Origin of the sequence: Marinomonas sp. TW1, from assembly GCF_001625355.1 — a bacterium.
Lineage (GTDB): Bacteria > Pseudomonadota > Gammaproteobacteria > Pseudomonadales > Marinomonadaceae > Marinomonas.
Genome location: NZ_JSEE01000001.1, coordinates 178,799 through 201,687, shown reverse-complemented (window position 1 = coordinate 201,687; position 22,889 = coordinate 178,799). Strand labels below are relative to the sequence as shown.

Below are 22,889 nucleotides of genomic sequence, written 5' to 3'. Positions count from 1 at the left end.
GTTAAAAACCTAGAAGGTATATTTGGCTTTGAGTGAAACGGTGCGAGGTGAGCCTAGGTATACTGCATTCTGTGTTGAATCAGAAGAAGCAGTATAGTATTTCTCATCAAGCAGGTTAGACATGCTTAATTGTAGATGCAGTTGCTTATTGGCAAAATTTGGTTCATACCAGGCGGTAGCGTTCAATAGTGTGTAGGCATCCAGTGTGTAGTCGTAGTCTTTGCGACGGTTACCTGCTCGGTCGCCAACATAAACTACCCCAGTTCCTGCTCCCCATTCTTCGTTAATGTCATAGAACAACCATGCGCTTGCGTTATGCTCCGGAATGTTAACAGGCTTGTATACGGAATCGGGTGCATCAATAAAGTCAGCGTTTGTATAGCCATATGAGAAAAGTGCTAAAAGAGTTTCAGTAAGAGCATAATCTCCATCAATTTCAAAGCCTTGACTGCGTTGTTTGTAGACATCGTAGCTACCTGATACATCGCCTGCATAGGCTACATTATCCAAATCTATATGGAAGGCTGATACTGTTACATTTAGTTTTTTATCCAGTAGAGACAGTTTGGTTCCTACTTCGAACTGGGTGCCATGTTGTGCATCCACCCATTCATTGGCAACAGAATCATAGGAATCGTTTGGCATGTAGGAGGTGGCTACATTAGAGTAGAGGGAGACTTGTTCATTTAGCTTATAAAGAGCTCCTAATTGCCCACTGGTATTGGTTTCATAAGGGCTTTTGGTCTCTGTGTCCGTAAGGGTTGTTAAAGATGCAACACCTGCTTGTAATGTGTCGTCGTAATCCTGTTTGTATTCTCGGGAGTAGCGATCAACTCGTAAGCCAGCAATAAAGTTCCAATCGTCATATTCAATCAAATCGTTAAAGTAGACACCGTACTCGGTCAATTTGGTATTTTCATCTGTTAATTTAAACATATCGTTAGGGTACGACACATCTGTGAAATCGTCTGAGTAGTAGTCATAAACGCCACTGTTGGGGTCTGTAGTGCCAAGTACAAGTCCAGAGTAGAGGGTTGTTAGCATGTTATAACCGCTCCAACTGGCAGAAACAGAAGTAGCTGTATCTTCTTCATAGCGCGTAGCATCGACCCCAGTGGTAATTTGGTGGAGCGAATCACCTATATTAAACTCCAGTTGGTTTTCCCATGAGAACACATCTGTAGTGCTGGAAGTGTCTTTGCCCAAAATGTATCGATTGATCGTGCCATCAAAAGCGGTGTCTTCTTCGTCTTTATCATAAATTGTAGTGCCGCTTACTGTGCGTTGAGAGGCAGCAGAAGATGCATAAAAATGAACTAGGATTCCGTCATATTTACGTTCTTGATGTTGTAATTTCAGTTTGGTTGTCCAGTAATCGTTAACATCATGACTAATCTCTAAACCAATTTTTTCTGTCTCGCGTGTTTGGCTTGAGAAGCTTGAACCTAGGCGAGTTGTATCAATGTCAAGAAATTCCCATCCAGTGTTAGATGCATTGCGTACCGCTAAGGTTCCTCGGTCAAAGGGGATTTCTTCTTTATTGTATTTGTATGAGAAAGTTGCTTCCGTATCATCTGATGCATTCCAAGTGATAGAGGGGGCTATATAGGTCTGGCTGCTGTCAGAATCATCGCGCCAGCCTTCAGAATCATCTGTTACGCCAACAATACGGTACAAGAGGTTGCCATCTTTGTTCAGAGGACCTGTGCTGTCAAAGCTTAGGCGTTGTTTACCATGCTCATCTAATTCCAGTGTGACTTCAGAACTTTGTATAGTTTCAGGCTTTTTCCCTATCACATTGATTAGGCCACCTGGGTTCATGTTTCCATACAGAACAGATTCCGGACCTTTTACAACTTCAACATACTCAATGTCCTCAATGACAGCCTTGTCTTGAGCTAGCCCGTATATACGAGTGCCATCTTCGTAAATGTTGGCATTAAATCCGCGTATTGAAAATTGATCTCGTGTTCCTCCATAACTGTTATTTTCAGACACATTACTTACGTTACTAAGTGTATCGGTCAGGTCTTCGGCATTTTGCTGCTCAATTATGTCTTTGCTAAGTACCACTGCAGAACGAGGAACCGAGGATAAATCTGTTTCGGTACGCATAGTGGATTGGGCGATATTGGATGACAGAGTTTGTTTGATGCCGCTGCCTGTAACAACTAGTGTGTCCAGCATGACTTCTGAGGAATCTATTACTTCCTGCTTATCTGTTTCATCCCCCAGTGCTGTTAAGGAAGAGGTGGCGATGCCAATAATGAGCAAATTGCGGGGGCGAATAATTGAGCTGATTGATGCGGTTAAAATTGTTTTATTCATTTTATAACTACCACTTAGGGTTCCTTGAAAGTTCGTTGATGAAGCAATGTGTAAATTAGTGTCAGTAAACATAATAAAAAATGTACATAATTGTAAAGCAAATAATGAGAATCATTATTGATTATATATTAATTACTCTATTTTATAAAAAGCTGATTGTCCTAATGCATTTGGTTGTCAGTCATACTTGTGTTTAAAAAGGAGATGTTATTGTGGATATTGCTCTGCCATTGCAAGTAATGATGGAAAATACCGCTGGATGGCGTAATGACTTGGAAAACATGCATCGCGTTGTAGAAGAAGGACTACATAAACACGGTGGTATTTTATTTCGCGGTTTTGATATTTTGGGTGAATCTGAATTTCAGGCGTTTGCGAAAACTTTCGGTTTCCCTCTTCTTAGAGAGCATAAATTGCAACCAGTGCGTGCTTCGCTCCATGTTTTCTGGTCCAGTAAAACGTTGCAAGGCTCCCGCTATCAAAAAGCTGCCTTAAAGGGAGAATGGGATCTCTATGGTCAGATACAGGAAACGACCATAGAAGGAGACCATGAAAGTATCGTGCGTGATCGTTGTGTTGCTAGCCATATACTTAATTTGATGGAAGGGGAAAAAGTTTAGAAAAAAGAGGGAATTGCAAATTCATTAATTCCCTCTTTTTTTGTATGGATTAAGTTGATATTGATCTTAGGGTTAATAACTTTAGACTAATAGTAGGTTTCTTTAGAAATTAAATTTTTTATAGTATTAAATATGGTTGTTTTATTTAGTTGGGTTAAGTGTAATATTTAATTGATTTTATATGTAATGTTTAATGAAGGTGCGAATAAGTCTTCTGAACATTAGTCTTATCAGAGAAACGGCCTATCAGGGCAAGAGTGAGCAGGAATGTTAATACCTTTTTACTCTTAACAGAGGGAGGACGTTTATCTGAAAGGCCCGAAATACGAGAGCTAAGCTCTCTTTATTCTTTGTTAAGCTTCTTGTCAATATGCTTATGTTGGACGGCGAAACTTGCCTCGAATATAAGGAGAGTATTCCACACGCTGACGTCAGTGGACTTGTTCGTATCTTCCTTAACGGGAAGAAAAACTTAGCTCTCTTAAAGTGTGGTTTTATAATATGTTTCAATTTATATGGATTTAAAAATTAGGCACCCTAAAAATTAGAGTTGATGCTATTAAAAGCCACCTCAAGGTGACTTTTAATAGCGCCGTTTTCGTAGAGTTATGCAACTGCTTTATATTTCATGCTTTTCGTTCCTGTGTAAATACATATGGAAATAATGAAAGTTATTGGGGCTGAAAAAGAAGTCATGGTACTGTTTGAGTTCATTAAAATAAGGCCTACTAAGGTACTAATTAACCAAGCAGCTAAACCAGAAGCATTAAACTGTTCAACGTTTTCATGCGAGTCATGCTGACTTTTGAATAGAATATGTGCCAAAGCAATACCCACCCATGCGACCACAAAGACACCTTGATAAGCCAATGCCTGTAGAAGATAAGAGAAGACGTCAGAGAGCATGAGTGCGTACACTACGATGCCGACAACGATAGACCAGAGAAGTTTTTGTGCCTTGAGTGATAAAAGACTGTCAAAAAACGCCTGCATGTTCATGGTTGCAAGGTAGTAGTTGGCAGTATTGATTCGGGTCTGTGTGACCCAAACAAAAAACAATCCCCAAATGCCTAATAGTTTAATGATGGATAACACAACGGACACCTCACTAAGTGCGGCATCTTGAGGGATACTGGCGATTAGGTAAATGCCGATGACACCATTGATTAAGAAGGTGACGAGGTAAAAAGGCATACCAAAGTTGTATTTTGCATGATAATTACTGTCTTTCTTTTTACCAAATCGTGCATAGTCGAATGTAAACAGCATGAGAATCCAAACTCCCATGTAATAGGTGAAACAATCCCACCAACCAAAAGCAGTATGATTCTCAGAACCTAAGCTCATCCAATCCGCTTGATAACCATATTCGCTGATTGAAACGACAACGGCAGCAATTAATCCCAGAATATAAAATGGCAGCAGAACACCGTTAAATTTATCCAACCATTTTTGCACACTGCCAAAAATCAATATGACGCTGTACACCACCACGAACAAAGATGCCCATTTGTAATCCAACCAGGGAAAAACACTGTTGATTGCGACAGCAATAACAGAACCTTCGAATACTGCATAGTAAATGGCAGTAGAGAAAAAGATCAGAGTAGCTAATGCGGCACCAGCGTTACCGAATAAACGCCGAGAGAAGAGGGCAACAGATAAACCTTCTTTTATGGCATAGCGACTCATTATACCGTTAATAATGCCGTAACTAATGACGGAAAGTACCATACCAATAATGGCATTTTGAGCGCCATAGCTAAGCGCTAGAGACGCACCAACGACAATATAAAATATGGCGCTACAAACAGCCCACCATGCCATGGTTAGTGAAAACGCTCCCATTCTTGCGCTATCAGGGATAGGCAAGCTAGAGCTGTCTTGGGTTGATTTTTCAGATGCTAAATTGGCCATTTTTTGTTCCTCTTAATGATTTTTTAGCGTTTTGGGGAATGATTCAGGGATTTTTGAAACAAAAAGATCGGAGCGGCTAGGTATTGTTATTTTGGCCACTCTATCGTTAATTGATTCAACTGAATTGGTAAGATTAACTGTGCTTGAGTCGTTCTCTGACTCGTTGTAACTTTTCTTGTTTTAACTTACGGGCCGTTAACGCTTCAGCCATCGATATGGGTTTAAATTGGGCTTTATAGTTTGGCTGCATTTGGCCAATTAAATCCATATCCGTGCTGATAACGGTCCCTATGGTTGCGTAACCACCACCTGATACAGCGTCACGGTGTAAGACGATCGGTTCTTTACCGGCAGGAATTTGAATAGAGCCAATTGGGTAGCAAGCGTCAACGATGTTGGAAGGGTCGGAGCCCGCGCCAAAAGGTGGTTTTCGAGGAATGAAATCCATCGGACGACCATCTTTAAATCGATAGCCAATGCGGTCTGCCTCACTGCCAACGGTCCAACTGTCTTCATAAAAGCGTTCGACAGCGTCATCTGTTAGACGATGAATGTACATACCTGGAATAATGCGAAGAATCGTTTCTTTGCCAATGTTCGTGATGAACTCTTCTGGGAGGCTTTGTCCTACTTGGCAATGAGCGTTAGGTTGTCCAATAGGAAGCTCGTCACCCGCGATTAACCTACGGCCTTCATGTCCACCTAAGGAACCCAATGTATAGGTCGACCGACTACCAAGAGCCATGGGGACATCAATTCCACCAGCAACGGCTAAATAAGCCCGTGCGCCAGACGTTGGATAATTAAAACGCAAAGTCTGTCCTGCTTTTATGTCTAAGACGGTGTCCAATGGCATGATTTGACCATCAATTTTAGGCACCATACGAGCGCCACAAATGGCGACCATGGCGTCTTGCTGGAAAAGTAACTCAGGACCAAGTAACGCGCATTCCAGAACGGCCGCATTCTCATCATTTTTGAGCAATAAATTTGCCAGAGTCATGGCGTATTGATCCATTGCTCCTGAAGGCGGTATGCCTAAATGGTAATAACCTTCACGACCTTTGTCTTGAACGGATGTCGCGAGTCCTGGTTTGATGACTTTAATCGACATAAAGCACCTCCATAATGGTTTTTTTATAGCCTTCAGGGTCGGCTTGATAGTCTTCTAAATTAAAAGAAAAAGGACGTGTTTTAGGCGCATAGTCACCGGCTTCTACCTGTTCCAGAATATGATCATATTCGTCTCTGGCCAGTGGCTTGAATTGCACAATATCCCCCGTTCTAAAAAACACCATAGAATCTTTAAAGTACGACAGGCTTTGTAGTGGGTCATAAATAGGAGAGGGAGTGACACCAAACATTTGATAACCGCCAGCGCCACGCACAGAATAAATACAGCCAAAGCAACCACCATGACCTAGGGTTTGCTTAGGAGTATCGGTTCTTGGGCTAAGGTATTTTGGGACTTCTAGTTGTTTTTCTTGCTCAACCATTTGAAACATAAAAGGTAAGCCAGAAACAAACCCTACCATGGACACAAACCAAGGCGACCCTGAGTGAGCGTCGATAAAAGCCTGAGTATCTTGGAGGCCATTGATGCGAGCCGCATATTCGAGGTCAGTCGCATTAGGGTCTTGGTGTCGGTCACGAAAGCGCATTAGCGTTTCATGAGTCCATGGATCATTGTATAAAACGGGTATTTCAACAATTCTCGTTTCTAAGCATTGTGATTGCTGATGACGAGTTAAACTTTCAATGGCTTTCACCTTAATTAATAAGTCATCAGGATGAATCACATCAGGGTTAAAACGAATTTGAAAAGAAGCATTGGCTAAACAGACATCTAAGATGCCCTCCATTGCTTGTTTTTTTATCGCTTCAACCATGCTCAAACTTTTAAAAAAGGCGTCTAACGACATTTCGTCAGAAATTTCCGCAAACAGTTGTTCATCGCCACCGAAAGTATATCTAATGGGTTGTGACAGCATGAGTCTTCTCCTCATCAATGAGCTTTTCATGGTTTTCTGATAGCCACATTTCCAATGTACCGGTATGAAATAATCCAGCTTGAATGTCTGGCTCTTTTAGTAGCGCTTTGTGAAGTGGTAATGTGGTTATAACCCCCTTTATTTGCGTTTCATCTAGCGCCATGATGGCGCGTTCAAATGCTTGCTGACGGTTATTACCGTGTATGATTAATTTCGCTAACAGAGAGTCATAGAATGGTGGGATGATGTAATTGTCGAACAAATGCGTGTCGATACGGACCCCTTCACCGATTGGCCAAGACACGCTTTCCAGTAAGCCTGGGCTTGGAAAAAAGCCTTTCGCTGGATTTTCAGCATTAATGCGCATCTCGATGGCGGACCCTTGTATGCGAATATCTTTCTGCTGTAAGGATAATGGTTCTCCTAGCGCAATTTTGATCATCCATTGCACTAAATCCACCCCAGTGATTGCTTCGGTAACGGGGTGCTCGACCTGAATGCGAGTGTTCATTTCGATAAAGAAAAACTCTTGAGAGGAATCGTCGTAAAGAAACTCTAAAGTGCCTGCACCTTTATAATGAAGTTGCTGAGCTAAAGCCGCAGCATTGAGACAAAGTTTCTCGCGAGTCGAAGGTGATAATACCGGCGATGGGGCTTCTTCAAACACTTTTTGACGGCGGCGCTGTAAAGAGCACTCCCGTTCATAGAGATGAATAGCCTGTTCGCCGTCACCTAGGATTTGCACTTCGATGTGTCTTGCTTGTGTTATGAAACGTTCTAAATAGACGGCCCCTGAGCCGAAAGCGGCTTTGGCTTCACTCTGCGCAATGACAAACTCTTTCGCCAGCTCACTGTCATCATATGCGATACGAATGCCACGTCCCCCACCACCAGCTGAGGCTTTGATTAATAGAGGATAGCCCACGTCTTTGGCCGTATTGATGGCTTCTTCAAGGGAATTAATTTCGCCTTCTGAACCCGGTACGACGGGCACGCCAGCGGCCTGAGCTGTAGTTCGAGCGCAAGCTTTATCGCCCATCTTTCGAATAGTCTCAGCGCTTGGACCAACAAAAATTAGACCTGCTTCTACAACCGCTTCAGCAAAATCGGCACTTTCTGACAGAAAACCATAACCTGGGTGAATGGCTGTGGCCCCAGTTTCTTTTGCTGCTTTTAAGATCAGTTCACCTTTTAAGTAGCTCTGGTCGGCTCGGGCGGGACCAATGTTGACCACTTCGTCTGCTAGCATGGCAGGTAAAGAGAGTTTATCGGCTTCACTGCAAACGGCCACGGTCGGTATGCCAAGTTGCTGTGCTGCACGAATAATTCGTACTGCAATTTCACCACGATTGGCGACTAATAATTTATGTTTTGTAAAAGACATACGTTACTCCTCGACATCGATCAGAGCGATGACTTGGCCTGGTTCGACGGGTTCAGAGTCCTCGACACAAAAACGTATGAGCTTACCTTTGGTGTCAGCGGTGAGGTCAGAAAATTGCTTCATAACTTCAATTAAACCAATAACGCTGTTGTTGTCGACTTGATCTCCCTCATTTGCAAAAGCGTCTGATTCTGGTGATGGACGACGATAAAAGATACCGGGTAGTGGGGAAATAATTTCGATGCTCGCCATGATGTGTTCCTCATCTGTGATAATGTGATTGCTATGATTCTTATTGATTTAGTGACTTGGTGATTGAATCGTAATTCCGGCTTGTTGTAACAAGTCTTGTGTTGTTTTCACTAATGCCAGTGCCCCTGGGGTATCGCTGTGTATGCAAACTGAATCAAAAGAGATGTCAATGTCTGAACCTTCGACTGTGCGAACTTTGCCGTCTTGGCAGGCTCTTAAAACTTTGTTGGCTACGTCATTTGCATCCAATGCTCCTACTCGGCGAGTAAAGACAATTGACCCTGAATTGTCGTAGTCACGATCAGCATAGAATTCGCAAACAACAGGATGTCCAATACGTAGGGCTGTTTTATGAATAGCGGATCCATACATGACATAGAGCAGTAAGTTAGGAGATATTGCATGCAAACGAGTGACCAACATTTCAGCCAGTTCCTCATTTTGTGCCGCATGCATATAGAGAGCGCCATGCGGCTTTACATGTTGCAAAGGTAAGTCATGCAGTTTGGCGATCTCTCTGAGAGCGCCTATTTGATAAAGAATGTCATTTACTAATTCTTCAGGGTTGGCATTCATATGGCGGCGTCCAAAACCGACTAAATCACGAAATCCTGGGTGAGCGCCAATAGAGACGCCATGCTGCGCTGCGATTTTGACGGTATGTGCCATAATCGACGGATCACCTGCATGAAACCCTGTGGCAATATTGGCGGAACTGATTAATGGCATGATTTCATCGTCTACGCCATCGCCAATAGTCCAAGGGCCGAACCCTTCTCCCATGTCTGAATTTAGGTCTACTGATCTCATTAAATTTTCCCTTACCGTTTTCGTTGTATAACCAATATATAAATGAACCTAGGTATTTAAAAAGATCTATTTTTTGATAGGGTGGTATCTGAAAAACAGATAATGGGAAAAGATGTTATGGCGTTCACCCTAAAACAACTAAGATATTTTGTTGCGACGGCCGAAATCGGTCAGGTGTCACAAGCTGCGATCCATCTCAATATTTCTCAATCAGCGGTCACTACAGCGATAAGAGATTTGGAAGATTTATTGGGCATCGAGCTTTTCGTGAGAAGTACACAAGGGGTCAGTTTGACTGATAGTGGGCGACATTTTTTGAACCAGGCTTATCAAGTATTACGTAGTGTTGATGAAGCACTCAATTTGCCTCACACGGATGAGGAAGCGGAAGGTAAAGTGCGGTTTGCTGCCAGTTATACGGTTCAAGGGTATTTTTTACCTTATCACCTGCAACGCTTATCTCAGTGGTATCCTAATATTGACATGTCTTTATTTGAATACGAGCGTGCCCATATCGAAGAAAGATTGGCGGATAATACCATTGATTTAGCTTTGGTCCTGACCGACAACCTAACACATCCAGAGATTGTATCTGAACGGCTATTCGCTTCTGAGAGACGCCTATGGTTACCCAGTCATCATGTTTTGACAAATAAATCGAGTTTATCTTTGAGAGACTTAGTGCATGAGCCTTTTATTATGTTAACGGTAGATGAAGCAGACCAGAGTGCCATGCGTTATTGGAATAGGGAAAAACTACAGCCGAATGTGATCTTGCGGACATCTTCGGTGGAGTCTGTTCGTAGCATGGTCGCAAATGGTCTAGGGGTGGCTATTTTATCCGATCTTGTCTATCGACCTTGGTCTTTAGAGGGTAAGCGGATTGATACACGTGCTTTAGACGAAGGTGTATTGCCCATGAGTGTGGGCTTAGCTTGGCGTCGTGGTAAACACTTTACGCCAGCAATGAATGCAATAAGGGAGTATTTCAAACAAGTGTTTTTAACGCCTCAACAAAATGTGCTAAGGCGGAGTTAGATAAAATAGGATTGCGTTTCTTTTAAGGTGTCAGTCGCGTCACTTCTGTGAGTAATCGACTTAATTGCTGCATTTTTTCTTCACCTAATTTGCCAATCAAACTGGCGTAAGCCTGATCGATTTTAGGACTGACTTCTTTAAAGATTTCGGTGGCTTTATCGCTCAGTGACAGCAAGGTAATGCGCTGATCATGTTCAGAGCGGTTACGAATGATTAGGCCATCTGTTTCAAAGCGACTGATGATTCGAGTGAGGCTTGGGCTTAAAATACAGCAGCGTTCAGCAAGCTGTTTAGCGTCCATTTCCTTGTTGTCATTTAAGACTCGAATGACTCGCCACTGTTGCTCGGTGAAGCCGGTTTCTTGAAGAATAGGGCGGAAAAACTGCATGGCGGATTCACGTGATCTTAATAATTGGAGCGTCAGAGAGTCTTCTAATTTTTTCATAGGGTTTTTGGTAACTCGATGAGGGTAAATGTTATTAAAGTGCTTAATATGTTAACTAAATAATATAGCAAAATGCTTGCCAGTTTGCATAGAGCGAAACTGGTGGCTATTTTGCGTTTTGGTCTATTTCGTACTGTTAGTGTGATTTATTTGACGTCATTAGCCTTCGGCTTTTGTGACCAATGTTGCAAATGTAATGATATGGCTAGGCTCATACAAACGAAAATGAGCCAAAAAACCAATGTGGGCAGACTGGTAACGATGAGCGGAATAAACTGGGCAAATACAGCCCCAGATAAGAGCTGTAAAAACCCCATCAAACCAGCGGCCATACTAGATTGCTTGGCAATACTGCCAATTGCGGCTGTTTGATTGGTCGGTTGGCTGATGCCCCGACCAAAAGTCACCAAGCACATTGGCAAGAATAGCGCAGCGTAGCCGCTGTCTAAAAAGAGTTGAGTGAGTAATAAGAGCAATGCGCCAAGTAAACTGATCGTGTTACCGATGGCGATGGTTTTATCGAGTGTCAAAAATCGATTAATTAGGGTACTTAGGTAGCCTCCGACCATAAACGCAATGGAAATAGAAATAAACCAATAGCCATATGCATGAATACCACCATCGAAGGCATCGGCAATATAAGGTGATGAACTGACAAAAATATAAAAGCAGATCGCAACGAGTGTGTTTGCGATGGCATAGGTTCTAAAATCGCGGTCTTTTAATAGGCTTCTATACTGAGAGAGATTTTCTCTAAATGAGGGGCGCTGTGTTTGTCGTGCTTGGTGAGGGACAAGCTTTAAAGTGAGTGCGAGTAACAGACTGCCTTGCAGGACAGAGACAGCAAAGATAATTTGCCAACCGAGTGCACTATTAATAACACCCCCCATCAGAGGCGCAATACTCTGAGAAATGGCAATCGCCATGATAATGTAGCCCATCTTTTGCGAGGCTTTTTCTTTTCCTGAGCCGTCCACCAACAGAGCGCGTGCTAACGACATCGCAATGGCTCCGCCCAATCCTTGTAAAACACGCCCGATAAGCAGCCCCTCGATATTGCCGAAACCGCCACCAATGGCACTGCCTAACGTAAAACTGGCAAGACCAAGTAGCATGGTCTTTCGATAGCCAAAGTGATTAACAATGCCGCCCACTAATAACTGACCAAACGCGAGAGCACACAAGTAAAGGGAATAGCTCAATTGCACTAAGCTGATATCAACATTGAGTTGCTTAGCGATGTTTGGCAGCGCTGGCAGTAGTATATTGATAGCAATTGGGCTGCTCATCGCGATAAAAATTAAATAGCTAATGGGGAAGCTGGGCATAGGTTACTCATCGGTTAATGGTGTGGTGTATGGATTATAAAATACGAAAAGCAAAAACCTCGACAAGGAGGTTTTTGCTTTTTAGTTATGACCATTGATTTTTCGACGACGTCAGCCTGGTTAATTCAGCTGCTTTAAGACACTTTGCATGAGCTGTTTAAAGTTGCTGTATTCTTCATCGCTGAAATCACCAAAAATGTCTTCTTGTTGTTGGTTCGCTATCTCCCATAGACGGGCCGCCATATCTTGGCCTTTTGTTGTCAGTATCAATGCGTCGGTAATCAGCCCAGTTTGAGTTAGACGTTCTACACCGGCTTCTACATCTGTTTCAGGGATGGTGACAAAGTCTTTCAATGTGTCCAAGCTGATCTGTTGGGCATCACTCAATACCAAAAGAAGACGAGCTTCACTGGTATTTAAACCAATTGACGCTTGTTTCGGTAGGTAGTTTTCCTGAATTTTTTGCAAAACTTTATTCATTAAATAGAAGGCATTGTTGTGCAATCTTTTTAAGTCGTCAGTTGGCGTGCTGTTTCGATCCGTTGCGGTTAACCCGGTAAACGGAATCGCACCAGCATAACTGCCTTGGACATAGAGTAATGGATTGCGTCCAATGTGCTCGAAAGCGACCACTTTGCCGATCATAATCCAATGATCTCCGCCGTCGACGACTTGATATTTTTCACACTGAAAGCTTGCTGTGGTGTCTTTCAAAATCGGACTATTACCGACACCAAGGGTGTATTCAATGCCTGCAAACTTATCATCGCTTGGCTTGGCAAAGTTATTTGATAAATCGATCTGGTCGGCGGCTAAAATATTCACGGCAAAATGGGCCGATTTTTCAAAAATGTCATAGCTGCTGGAGGTTTTGACCAAGCTCCACAATACCAAAGGCGGATCTAATGATACGGAATTAAAACTGTTTGCCGTGACACCGACTTTGTTGCCATCAGCGTCTTGGGCTGTGATAACGGTGACACCAGTCGCAAAATTGCCAAGTGCTCGTCTAAATTCTTTTGGGTCGAAGTTCATACGTTTCTCTCTTATTGTTGTTCTAGATTAAAAGGAAATTACAGTAAAGAGGGATCAGGCTCTAAACCCATTAACTCTCGTCCAAAGATTTGCGCGCACACATCGTAATCTGTGTAGGCATGAGCCCCTGTAACATGACTGTCACGAAATAAGCGCTGTGCTTCTTTATCTAGATACCAATGGCTCGCGCCCATGCTGCTGAACAAACGGTCTACGGCGTCAATACACATTTTCACCACATAAGCTTGGTTGGTACGCCACTCGGCTAATTTTGCTCGGTCTGGATAACGATGCGCTTCCGCATATTCAGCGTGTTCATCCCACGTTTTTTCTAAGAAAGCCCGTGCCGCCATGACTTGATGAGACGATTCTGCAATACGTAATAAAGCGGGTGTCGCCGTACCGACTTTAGCACCGGTATAAGCACGAATACGTCCTTGTGTTGCCTCTTTGAATGCTTCTAACATGCGCTCAGCAATCCCTAGACTGATGGCAGAAAAGCCAGACGCAAAGTAAGGGCGGTAGGGGGCATAAAAAATCTTGCTGTCAGGGTATAAGCCAAAACCACCGGACTTGCCTTCCATCATGTCTTTGGCTTTTTGAATTCTGTGCTCTGGTACAAATTTGTCACGAATGACGAGTGTTTTTGTGCCGCTGCCTTTCATTGCGGCGGCTTGCCAATCGTCATCTATGGTGTAATCCGTGGCAGGAATCAGTGCAAAACAATGATCTTTGCCGCCTTCAGCGTTTTCTCTTAGGAAACCACAAAGCGCCCATTGAGCATGATCGCAACCGCTGCTCCAGCGCATGTCACCGGTGAACATCACGCCACCATCGGTTTCTTGATATTTACCAAAAGGCGCAATACTGCTGCTGGCTAAGGCATCAGGATTTTCTTGCCAAATGTCGTCTTGAGCTTGTTTGGGGAACAAGGCGATTTGATGATTGTGCGTGCACAATAAACTGAATGCCCATGCGGTACTGGCGCAGGCTCCCGCGAGTGCTGCAATGCAGTCACCAAATTCAGGCAAGGAAATTTCATAACCACCGTAGGCTTTTGGTAAGAAGGCCTTATGAAGCCCGACTTGCTTCAGTAGGTCGATGTTCTCCTGCGGGGCTTGGCGAAGCTCTTCGGCTTGAGAGGCATTTGCTGCAATCTGTGGCAGCACGGATTGTAATTCAGTCAGTAATGGATTCGCTCTTTGCATAGTAGGTACCTTAATTATTTTTATAGGGTGCTTTAGGAAAAGCGGATGTTTGAAGTATTGGTGTTATGGCGACAGAAGAGAATGCAGATTTAAGACAATTGCTGGTACTTTTCTGGAATTTAGTCTATTGATCAAAAAATAAAGGGGGAGTAAGAGGTCAAGGATTTCTAGATTAGTGTATTGTTTGGTTGTTAAACAATATTTAGTATCAACAAAGGGTTCACTCCTTTAAAATAATAAAACTGATTTTGACATCATGCATGAGCGACACAATGTTCTGCTTGGCTGTTATGGTGTTCATCGATGAAAAATGGAGAAAGCAATGTTTGGAACAACCTACTTTAAGCGTAAATCGAGTCTTGTTACTGCCTTTACTGTGTGTTCATTAGGCTTACTCTCTGCACCTTCTTTTGCGGCGGATTTAAATGGCTGTCAATCTGCACCAATTTTAGAAAAATTCGAAAAATTTGGTGAAACAGGCAAGATGCCAAGAGAGTTGGGAATGTGGCTTGGAAACCCAGATGCTCAGGCTATTGAGCCTTATAAGGTGTTCGACAATGTCGATTATGTTGGTATCTGTTGGGTCTCTTCCTGGGTGGTCAAAACGTCTGACGGTGCGGTATTGATTGATAGCTTATATGGGCCTTTTGCTAATCAGTTGATTGGCAAATTAGATAAAGTGGGGGTCAAACCAGAAGACGTGAAATATGTCTTGATCACCCACGGTCATTTTGACCATGCTGGTGGCGCTTACCAGCTTAAGTCTTTACTGCCTAATGCGCGTTTTGTGATGACGGCAGAAGGTTTTGCCGAAGCGAAAAAAGGTGCCGAAATGTCGAAGGTATCGCCTCGAGCTTGGAAGATGATTGAGCCGGATATGGTGGTTTACAATGGCACGAAAATTACATTGGGCGATAATGTCTTTACCGCTTACGCGACGCCGGGTCACACACCGGGAACGGCCTCTTATGAATACACAGTAAACGATGGCAATAAATCCTATCAAGCCTTCACTGTTGGCGGTCTTGGTATGAATGCCATTCGTAGCCAAGAACAAGCGGAAGATTACATTGGCAGCGTAGAGGCCATATTGGCGATGGTTGAACGGGATGAAAAACCCTTACAAGTGCATTTGTCTGCCCATGGCTTTTCGAACAATCTGCCAGAAAATGCCGCTAAGCTAAAAACGCGACAAGAAGGCGAACTTCATCCTATGGTGGATAAAGAAGGCTTTGAAGCGCAGTTATTACGTTTACGAGGGATCGCTGAAGACCGAGCTGAAATTGAAAAGGCCAAGAAAAAGCGTTTATAGAACACAATAAGAACATGATTAAACAGTTTCTATTTTTCACTAGAAGCTGTTTTTTTATGGGCAAACGTACGATTGTTTTAATGTTCAGACCTTCCTTTACCTTGTCTGGCAATTCGCTATTTCATCCATTAAAAAGCTTGCAGCAGGGCCCATCGCGTTGTCTTTTCGTTTTGCTATAAGGGCTGTGATGCGTGGCATTTTATTTGATGAATCCCATTGTTCGGGGTCTAAAACCACCAGCTCACCTCGTGATATTTCGGTTTCTATCATTTGTCTCGGCATACTTCCCCAACCGAGCCCAGCCATGATTAAGTTATAGCGAAGTCTGACTTCACTGACTTTCCATTGATTAACACCGACCAGACCAAAGTTTTCAGTATGTTGACTGGATACCACAATTTGAAGGTGATCTCGCAACGTATGGTGCGATACTTTGGATGGCTCTTTTGCCAATGGATGGTGAGGGGCGACGACAAGAACCAAATCGATATCTGAGATGACTTTGTTTTCCAGTTCCACTGGCATATTGGGTATTCTTAGAAACACGCCTAAATCGGCCCTTTTATCCACTAAAGCCTGACGTGCTTCCTGTGTCCAGACGGCACTGATGCGTATCGGAACCATAGGGAAAGCATCATAAAATGCTTCTAGAGCGGGTGTAATCAGCGATAGAGGTAAAAAATTATCAATCACCAAATTCAATTCTGCTTCAATTCCTTGAGCCATGCTTTGGACGTGCAAGCGAAAATCGCCAAAATCATCCATCACTCTGCGAATGCGTGGTAACACACTGCGTCCGGCGTCCGTTAAGGTTGGGCGGTAAGTGCTCCGGTCAAACAAGAGAAGGTCACTTTGTTCTTCCAGTTTTTGAATGGCATAGGTAATAGCGGATTGTGTTCTGGAAAGCTTACGAGCGGCACCCGCAAAGCTTTTTTCATCAACAATCGTTAAAAATACCATGAATTGATCTAGGGTAATGGCGTTCATAACATTCAGATTATCTGAATGAGTTGTTTAAAACAATGCATATATTTTAATTGTTTGTTTGGGCCTAAGATAGACAGCAATAAAGCCTGATTCGCTTATACCCCTAAAATTGAATGATTGGAGAAAATGATGATGAACGAAGCAACGATTACAAACCCTGTCTCGAAACGCGCTAATGTTGGTATTTGGATTATTCAAGTACTGGGCGCTGCCGCTTTTATTCTGTCTGGTGTGATGAAAACCATGATGCCAATTGCAGACCTAGCCGCCATGATGCCTTGGGCGGGAGAGTTCTCTGTTGAATTCGTTCGTTTCATTGGTGTGGTTGATTTAGCGGGTGGGTTTGGCTTGTTGTTACCATCTCTGACACGCATCGCACCTCGCTTAACCGTTATTGCCGCTGCTTGTTGTGTGTTACTTCAAATTCTAGCGATTGGCTTCCATGCGTCCCGAGGTGAATTGTCCGTTCTTCCTACGAACGCTGTCTATATTACTTTGGCATTGATCGTGTTGTGGGGACGTGGCCGTAAAGCACCGATTACACCACGTAGCTAATTATCATTTGGTGGTTTGATGGGTTCTGCTAAGTAGAACCCATCTGTCTCTCCGTTGTTGACAGAATAAACACCACAAAAAGATTATGAGGGGCTGCTATGTCTAAAATCTTACCCACTTACTTTATTTCTCATGGTGGCGGCCCTTGGCCTTGGGTGCCACAAATGCGAGAAATTTTTCAGCCTTTAGAGGCGGCTTTAAAAGACATGGTGAAAAACCATGGAGAAAAGCCGAAAGCCATTCTGATGATTTCAGGTCATTGGGAGGAGCGTGAGGTTAAAGTTATGGGGGCATCTCAGCCACCTATGCTGTACGACTACTATGGCTTTCCTCCTGAGACCTACCAAATTCGCTATGATGCACCGGGCGCACCGACCATTGCTCAACGCACCGTTAACTTGTTAAACGATGTAGGAATAAAAGCCAAACTAGACAGGTCCCGAGGCTTTGATCACGGCACCTTTGCGCCGATGGCCGTGATGTACCCAGAGGCGGATGTGCCTTTGTTTCAAGTGTCTATGCTGACATCGTATGACCCAGCCGCGCATTTAGCGATTGGTAGAGCATTAGCGCCATTAAGAGAAGAAGGGGTGATGATCGTCGGCTCGGGTCTCAGCATGCACAACCTACGCCTGAGCAATGGACAGGGCCGCCTACCTTCTGCTGAATTTGATCAGTGGCTTTATGACACCCTGATGTCCGACCCAGCGACACGCACACAGCGAATCATCGAATGGGAAAACGCACCAAGCGCACGCATATGTCATGAAGATGAAGATCATCTCGTGCCCTTATTCACCGCATTGGGTGCCGCAGAAAACGACATGGCCACACGGATTTTCCACCACGTCAGCGCCTTTACTGGTAACACCGTCTCCAACTACAAATTTGGTTGACCTCTTTGGGAACCGCTATTTTTCATTCCTTCCTCTTTTTTCAAGGGGAAGACATCACACACTCTTTGTGGGTCATTGCTATAAAGCTGTGTAAATACACAGTTTATTTCTGTGGTTGCCAATTGCTGGCTCACTTTGCCTAAAAAATAATCACAGTGTTGCGCGTTTACGCTGGTAGAAAAATAAAAAGTCTCTTAGTATCAATGGATAAGAGTATCCGCAGCAGAAATAACAGGCCATGCTCTCCTAAAAGAAAGATGTGTAAACGCGCATGCTCGTTTTTCCAGTTTTGGATTCTGTGGATACCTTGATAAAAGTATTTATTTCAATTGGTTATAAAGGTATTGGCGAAATTTTTGAATTGTCTAAACGCGCATGCGCACTATTGAAAATGTTAAGTTTTTCTGGAGTACATATGTCTCGTGCAGTAACTTCTGACCATGTGTTGTTTGATGAGTGTATTAATGCTTTTCGTAGTGAAGGTGAAATGCTTCCGAACTTTGATAAAGGCAAAAGTATTTCTTATTTGCTAACTCCATTTTTATTACCAAAAATATGGGATTTCAATTTATTTAGTGTTGAGCCGTCAGTGCAAGTAATGCTACCGGGTGCATATTCTGCATTCATTTGTAAAATTAATAATCCCGATAGTGTAGGAACGCATAATAGTCATTTATTCGGTATCGCCTTATCAGCTGTAGTTTCATTTACTACATTAAAACCATGTAAGTCCACCCGAGATGATTATTTATGTCGCAGAGAGAAATTGTCCGAGTTAGATTATAATCAACTAGCCTTACACCATCCCATATTAACTGCCGGGCCGGGCTTCAATCATAGCAGTGTATCAGATTCTAAGTTACTCGAAATGCAGAGTGAACTTCAGGAGTTAACTTCAAAGCTAATGAGTGTTGATTCGAAAGTATATCGATTAGTGATGCAAAGTATAAGGATGATACATTTATCTTTATTAGTAAAAAGAGATGACTTTGGTTTGGCGTACTTACTTGTTGTGTCAGCAATAGAAGCAATCGCACAACATGCAGTAAAGCGAAATAAAGTTAAGAAGAAGCACCCGCAAGAAAATGAATGGAAGAAACGAGCAAAAGAAGATTTGATGTTTGAGGAACTGTTTAAGTCTTACCTAGATTCTAGGGGAAATAATCAGTACTTAAGGGAAAGGTTTGTTTTGTTCATTGAAACATATGCTCCTGTTAAAGACTGGGAAAGTTATGTCGAACATCCAATGAGCGGTGTCGCTGATACAATAATTACACATAACCCTAAGCAAGATGTTGGACATTTGATTGGCAAAAAATGGTTTGAAAAATATCCTGATGACTTGTCACCATCTGAAATAGAGTTGATATTATCTGATGCATACGTGCATCGTTCATGCTTTATACATCGCGGTGAACAACCACCACATAATGATCCAAACCCATCATTGCATCGTTTTTTCCAAGATTACAGATCTTATAATGGTTTTAATCTTGAGGAGAAACTGTTGCCTAACTATGAACTTCTTGTGGGCTTAGCTAAACATTCAATTATTAATTGGCTTAATACAAAATAAAAACTTAACAAGGCGTTTAAACGGAACTAAAACAGTTGGTTAGGTTCCGCTTCGCTTCACATTATAACCAACAATTTTAGTCCGCTTAACGCGGCGTTGAGGCTGTAGAATTTCTCCAAAAAGAACATTTTCATGTTCTTTTTTAATGGTCTGTTATCTAATCACTATTATTCGCTACAGTTGAACGTGATGGCGAACTACAAACCTGATTTATCCTGCCAAAGTAAATTCATTCCGATTGATTTTTCACAACAAATTGTCCCAGGTACATTTGAGTACGCGCTTTCCCATATTATTGATAAACACCTTGATTTAACGTCATTTGATGATTGGTACAACAACGATCATGGTGGCGCTGCGGCGTATCCACCCTCTGTGATGTTGAAGATCGTCTTGTTTGGCTACTCTCGTGGATTGGTCAGCAGTCGCCGCATTGCAAGGGCGTGTAAAACCAATATTACCTTCATGAGTTTGTCTGGTGATGCGCAACCTCATTACACATCTATTGGCCATTTTGTTGCGAACATGAAAGATCAAATAGAACCTCTGTTTACTCAGGTCTTGATGATATGCGACCGCGAGGGTTTGATTGGGCGAAACATGTTTGCCATCGACGGTTGCAAAATAAGATCGAATGCGAGTAAAGAATGGAGCGGGACGTTTGAAGAACTTGAACGTAAGGAGGCTAAACTACGCCGTGCCAGTCAACGCATATTTGAGCGTCATCAATCGCAAGACTGTCTAGGTGAAGGTGACGTCGCACATGATTTGAAACAAAAAGAAAAACTGGATAAAAGCGCTGAAAAAATCACAAGATTCTTAGCTGCTCATGAGGAGAAAACGGGTAGTAAAGGTAAGCCTGTTAAAAGTAATATTACCGACCCAGACAGTGCAAAAATGACCACCAGTAAAGGCACGATCCAAGGTTACAACGGCATTGCGATTAATGACGATAAACATCAAATCATCCTACAAGCCCAAGCATGGGGTTCGGTTGGTGAGCAGCAAACCTTAGAGCCAGCGTTTACTCAATTAAAGCAGCAACTCGATAAGCTCACCACACAAAAGAAACCAAACGAGCACACAATAAAATTCACCGCAGACAGTGGCTTTAACAGCGAAGCTAATTTGGAATTTATGGCTCAAAGTGGGTTCGATAGTTATATTACAGACAATCAATTTAGGAAGCGTAATCCACTCTTCAAAGAGAGTGAAACGTATGAAACAGAGCAAGAAAAACGACGATTAAAGCGAAGTAAAGGCAGGCCAAGATTATTCACATCAGAGGATTTTCATTATGATGGAACAACACAAACGTGTCGTTGTCCTGCAGGTAATGAAATGTGGTGTAGTGGGACAAATGTAAAGAGTGGTAATCAAGAGTACGAACGATTCTGCGGCTACTTAAAAGACTGTAAAGTGTGCCCATTACAGCAACAATGTATGCGTAAACCACCGAAGGATAGAGGAAGACAAGTACAGTTCTTAAACGATCAATCCCGTAAAAAGCTAAGCTACGGTGATAAAATGAAAACCAAGATAGACAGTCCAATAGGACGGCGCCAATACAGTAAACGACTTGGTGCAATTGAACCTGTGTTTGGTAATATCACCGTCAATAAAGGCATGAACAAATTCACGCTACGTGGGCAAGAAAAAGTGAATGCCCAATGGCAAATGTATTGTCTCGTTCATAACATCGAAAAACTTAGGAATAGCCTGCACTAGCCAAAGAGAAAGTCTTCACGGAAATAGAAAGACTCACGCCGCGATCACGCTTCATTTATGGCTCTATATCATCAGTCTATGATTAAAAATAGAATCACCTGTTGAATCTTGGGTGTATGTGAAATATTGTGGATTTATATTAATTAAGTAGGCTGAGAAGTAGAAATTCTACAGCCTCGTTAAACGGTAAGTATGGATAGTCGAACTCGGAGAAAATACGCATCACTCATGTGGGAATGTCGCTATCGCCTAGAGACGTTGCGGGATTTTGTCGAGGGTAGAACTCATTGCACATACTTACAGACGACGATCGAATCTGAGGCACTACAGTTGCGAAAGCTGCTAGAGCTGATTGCGTTTGCATCTTTGGTGTCGTACCAAGATGCCTATCGCTCAGTCCGCAATGATATTGCTAAAGACTGGCATGCGGCTCGAATACTCAAAAAAATTGAAGGTATTAATCCAGACTTCTATCCCACTCCAGTGAGGGGGCATGACGGAAAGCGCTGGAGAAAACTGAGCGGTGGATACCTTACTCGTCATCAATTTTCGCAACTGCATGACAAGTGCGGTGCAATGCTTCACACCAAGAACCCTTTCTCGAAGGGTAAAAATTCTTTGGTATTCCACAATCAGGTGCCAGAGTATTTGCGACGCATCGAGCAGCTCTTGTCGGAACATTATGTGAGATTGGCCAAGACCAATGAGCTTGTCCACGTAACAGCACCTATGGACCCAGAGTCGTCAATCCAAGTTCGTCTTTTCGTCGAGCTTAAGAGTTCGTTTAACAAGTCACGGAAGGCGGACGCGTGAGACGCGCCGCTTCGTTCAGCGTTAGGTAATACACTATGAACCCTACACAAATAGGCAAAAACTACGACACAATTACAGATCGTTGGTCTGAAGATCGGTTCAATATGAAAAACGGAATCGATCAACATAAAAGAGCGATATCTTTTGTGAAGTCGAGAGGCAAGGCACTTGATGTTGGTTGCGGAAGAACTGGGAGAGTAATGGATTTACTAGCCAAAGAAGGCTTTAAGCCTGAAGGCCTAGATATCTCAGAGAAAATGATTGCGCTCGCTAGAGGCCGTAATTCAGAATGGAATTTCTATCAAGAAGATATCTGCGTCTATCCGTTATCAGAAAAATATGACTTCATAACTGCTTGGGATAGCATTTGGCATATACCATTGGATAAGCAAGTTAGTGTGATATCAAAACTGGCAAATGCGTTAAACCCCGATGGGGTCATGATATTTTCATTTGGCGGGGTCAACGAACCGGGAGAGCATACTGATGATACTATGGGGCCAATGATGTATTACTCATCTCTCGGAACAAATGGCTTCATACAAGTGTTTCTTGATAATGGCTGTACCATCAAACACTTAGAATTTGACCAGTACCCAGAGCGGCACACCTACTTAGTGGCACAAAAAATTGCCTAACAAAGCCATCAACTTGACTGTCTTACGC

At 42.9% G+C, this 22,889-nt stretch carries 21 protein-coding genes; 9 read left to right on the top strand and 12 right to left on the bottom strand.

All coding sequences use genetic code 11. The annotated features are described in order from the left end of the window. Nucleotides 1-9 precede the first annotated feature (9 nt). Nucleotides 10-2,400: a TonB-dependent siderophore receptor gene (locus OA79_RS00890; protein WP_197465333.1), complete on the bottom strand. Its 2,391-nt coding sequence runs from the start codon at nucleotides 2,398-2,400 to the stop codon at nucleotides 10-12. A gap of 140 nt (nucleotides 2,401-2,540) precedes the next feature. Here OA79_RS00890 and OA79_RS00885 point away from each other — a divergent pair, with 140 nt between their 5' ends. After that, on the top strand, nucleotides 2,541-2,948 hold the full coding sequence (locus OA79_RS00885) for a TauD/TfdA family dioxygenase (protein WP_063331345.1): 408 nt from the start codon (nucleotides 2,541-2,543) through the stop codon (nucleotides 2,946-2,948). 606 nt (nucleotides 2,949-3,554) lie between these two features. Here the strand turns inward: OA79_RS00885 and OA79_RS00880 are convergent. From OA79_RS00880 to OA79_RS00855, 6 genes are all read right to left on the bottom strand, one after another. After that, entirely contained in the window at nucleotides 3,555-4,865 is a 1,311-nt protein-coding gene (locus OA79_RS00880) for a purine-cytosine permease family protein (protein WP_063331344.1), read from the bottom strand. 133 nt (nucleotides 4,866-4,998) lie between these two features. Then, a complete protein-coding gene (locus OA79_RS00875; RefSeq protein ID WP_063331343.1) occupies nucleotides 4,999-5,979 on the bottom strand; it encodes a biotin-dependent carboxyltransferase family protein in 981 nt (326 codons plus the stop codon). Continuing rightward, nucleotides 5,969-6,856: a 5-oxoprolinase subunit B family protein gene (locus tag OA79_RS00870; protein WP_197465332.1), complete on the bottom strand. Its 888-nt coding sequence runs from the start codon at nucleotides 6,854-6,856 to the stop codon at nucleotides 5,969-5,971. The genes OA79_RS00875 and OA79_RS00870 overlap by 11 nt, the downstream gene beginning before the upstream one ends. Next, nucleotides 6,837-8,240 (bottom strand): acetyl-CoA carboxylase biotin carboxylase subunit, encoded by a 1,404-nt coding sequence (locus OA79_RS00865; protein ID WP_063331342.1) that lies wholly within the window; start codon nucleotides 8,238-8,240, stop codon nucleotides 6,837-6,839. The genes OA79_RS00870 and OA79_RS00865 overlap by 20 nt, the downstream gene beginning before the upstream one ends. Nucleotides 8,241-8,243: 3 nt before the next feature. Then, on the bottom strand, nucleotides 8,244-8,492 hold the full coding sequence (locus tag OA79_RS00860) for an acetyl-CoA carboxylase (protein WP_063331341.1): 249 nt from the start codon (nucleotides 8,490-8,492) through the stop codon (nucleotides 8,244-8,246). 48 nt (nucleotides 8,493-8,540) lie between these two features. Beyond that, nucleotides 8,541-9,302 carry a 5-oxoprolinase subunit PxpA gene (locus tag OA79_RS00855; RefSeq protein WP_063331340.1) on the bottom strand — a complete coding sequence of 254 codons (762 nt, stop codon included), beginning with the start codon at nucleotides 9,300-9,302 and terminating at the stop codon, nucleotides 8,541-8,543. A 117-nt stretch (nucleotides 9,303-9,419) separates the two neighbouring features. On the opposite strand from OA79_RS00855, the gene OA79_RS00850 reads away from it, so the two are divergent. Next, the gene (locus tag OA79_RS00850; protein ID WP_063331339.1) at nucleotides 9,420-10,340 is read left to right on the top strand and encodes a LysR family transcriptional regulator; all 921 of its coding nucleotides are present in this window, start codon (nucleotides 9,420-9,422) and stop codon (nucleotides 10,338-10,340) included. Nucleotides 10,341-10,362: 22 nt separating this feature from the next. Here the strand turns inward: OA79_RS00850 and hpaR are convergent, their stop codons facing one another. From hpaR to OA79_RS00830, 4 genes are all read right to left on the bottom strand, one after another. Further along, nucleotides 10,363-10,785 (bottom strand): homoprotocatechuate degradation operon regulator HpaR, encoded by a 423-nt coding sequence (gene hpaR / locus OA79_RS00845; RefSeq protein WP_063331338.1) that lies wholly within the window; start codon nucleotides 10,783-10,785, stop codon nucleotides 10,363-10,365. A gap of 146 nt (nucleotides 10,786-10,931) precedes the next feature. Continuing rightward, nucleotides 10,932-12,113 carry an MFS transporter gene (locus tag OA79_RS00840; RefSeq protein WP_063331337.1) on the bottom strand — a complete coding sequence of 394 codons (1,182 nt, stop codon included), beginning with the start codon at nucleotides 12,111-12,113 and terminating at the stop codon, nucleotides 10,932-10,934. A gap of 120 nt (nucleotides 12,114-12,233) precedes the next feature. Further along, nucleotides 12,234-13,148, bottom strand: a complete 915-nt coding sequence (locus tag OA79_RS00835; protein ID WP_063331336.1) for a p-hydroxyphenylacetate 3-hydroxylase reductase component — start codon at nucleotides 13,146-13,148, stop codon at nucleotides 12,234-12,236. Nucleotides 13,149-13,186: 38 nt separating this feature from the next. After that, a complete protein-coding gene (locus OA79_RS00830; protein ID WP_063331335.1) occupies nucleotides 13,187-14,356 on the bottom strand; it encodes a p-hydroxyphenylacetate 3-hydroxylase oxygenase component in 1,170 nt (389 codons plus the stop codon). Nucleotides 14,357-14,678: 322 nt separating this feature from the next. Here OA79_RS00830 and OA79_RS00825 point away from each other — a divergent pair, with 322 nt between their 5' ends. Further along, nucleotides 14,679-15,668 carry an MBL fold metallo-hydrolase gene (locus OA79_RS00825; protein WP_063331334.1) on the top strand — a complete coding sequence of 330 codons (990 nt, stop codon included), beginning with the start codon at nucleotides 14,679-14,681 and terminating at the stop codon, nucleotides 15,666-15,668. A 96-nt stretch (nucleotides 15,669-15,764) separates the two neighbouring features. On the opposite strand, the gene OA79_RS00820 is transcribed toward OA79_RS00825, so the two are convergent. Continuing rightward, nucleotides 15,765-16,655, bottom strand: coding sequence for a LysR family transcriptional regulator (locus OA79_RS00820; protein ID WP_063331333.1), 891 nt, complete (start codon nucleotides 16,653-16,655; stop codon nucleotides 15,765-15,767). A 126-nt stretch (nucleotides 16,656-16,781) separates the two neighbouring features. On the opposite strand from OA79_RS00820, the gene OA79_RS00815 reads away from it, so the two are divergent. The 6 genes from OA79_RS00815 (at nucleotide 16,782) to OA79_RS00790 (ending at nucleotide 22,861) form a co-directional block, all read left to right on the top strand. Further along, complete coding sequence (locus OA79_RS00815) at nucleotides 16,782-17,210, top strand: DoxX family protein (protein ID WP_231908772.1); 429 nt, start codon at nucleotides 16,782-16,784, stop codon at nucleotides 17,208-17,210. Between the two features lie 98 nt (nucleotides 17,211-17,308). Further along, nucleotides 17,309-18,106, top strand: a complete 798-nt coding sequence (locus OA79_RS00810; protein ID WP_063331332.1) for a DODA-type extradiol aromatic ring-opening family dioxygenase — start codon at nucleotides 17,309-17,311, stop codon at nucleotides 18,104-18,106. A gap of 298 nt (nucleotides 18,107-18,404) precedes the next feature. Next, nucleotides 18,405-19,682 carry a hypothetical protein gene (locus OA79_RS00805; RefSeq protein ID WP_197465331.1) on the top strand — a complete coding sequence of 426 codons (1,278 nt, stop codon included), beginning with the start codon at nucleotides 18,405-18,407 and terminating at the stop codon, nucleotides 19,680-19,682. A 132-nt stretch (nucleotides 19,683-19,814) separates the two neighbouring features. After that, nucleotides 19,815-21,410, top strand: coding sequence for a transposase (locus OA79_RS00800; protein ID WP_197465330.1), 1,596 nt, complete (start codon nucleotides 19,815-19,817; stop codon nucleotides 21,408-21,410). 330 nt (nucleotides 21,411-21,740) lie between these two features. Then, nucleotides 21,741-22,223 (top strand): hypothetical protein, encoded by a 483-nt coding sequence (locus tag OA79_RS00795; RefSeq protein ID WP_197465329.1) that lies wholly within the window; start codon nucleotides 21,741-21,743, stop codon nucleotides 22,221-22,223. 35 nt (nucleotides 22,224-22,258) lie between these two features. Next, nucleotides 22,259-22,861 (top strand): class I SAM-dependent methyltransferase, encoded by a 603-nt coding sequence (locus OA79_RS00790; protein ID WP_063331330.1) that lies wholly within the window; start codon nucleotides 22,259-22,261, stop codon nucleotides 22,859-22,861. Nucleotides 22,862-22,889 lie beyond the last annotated feature (28 nt).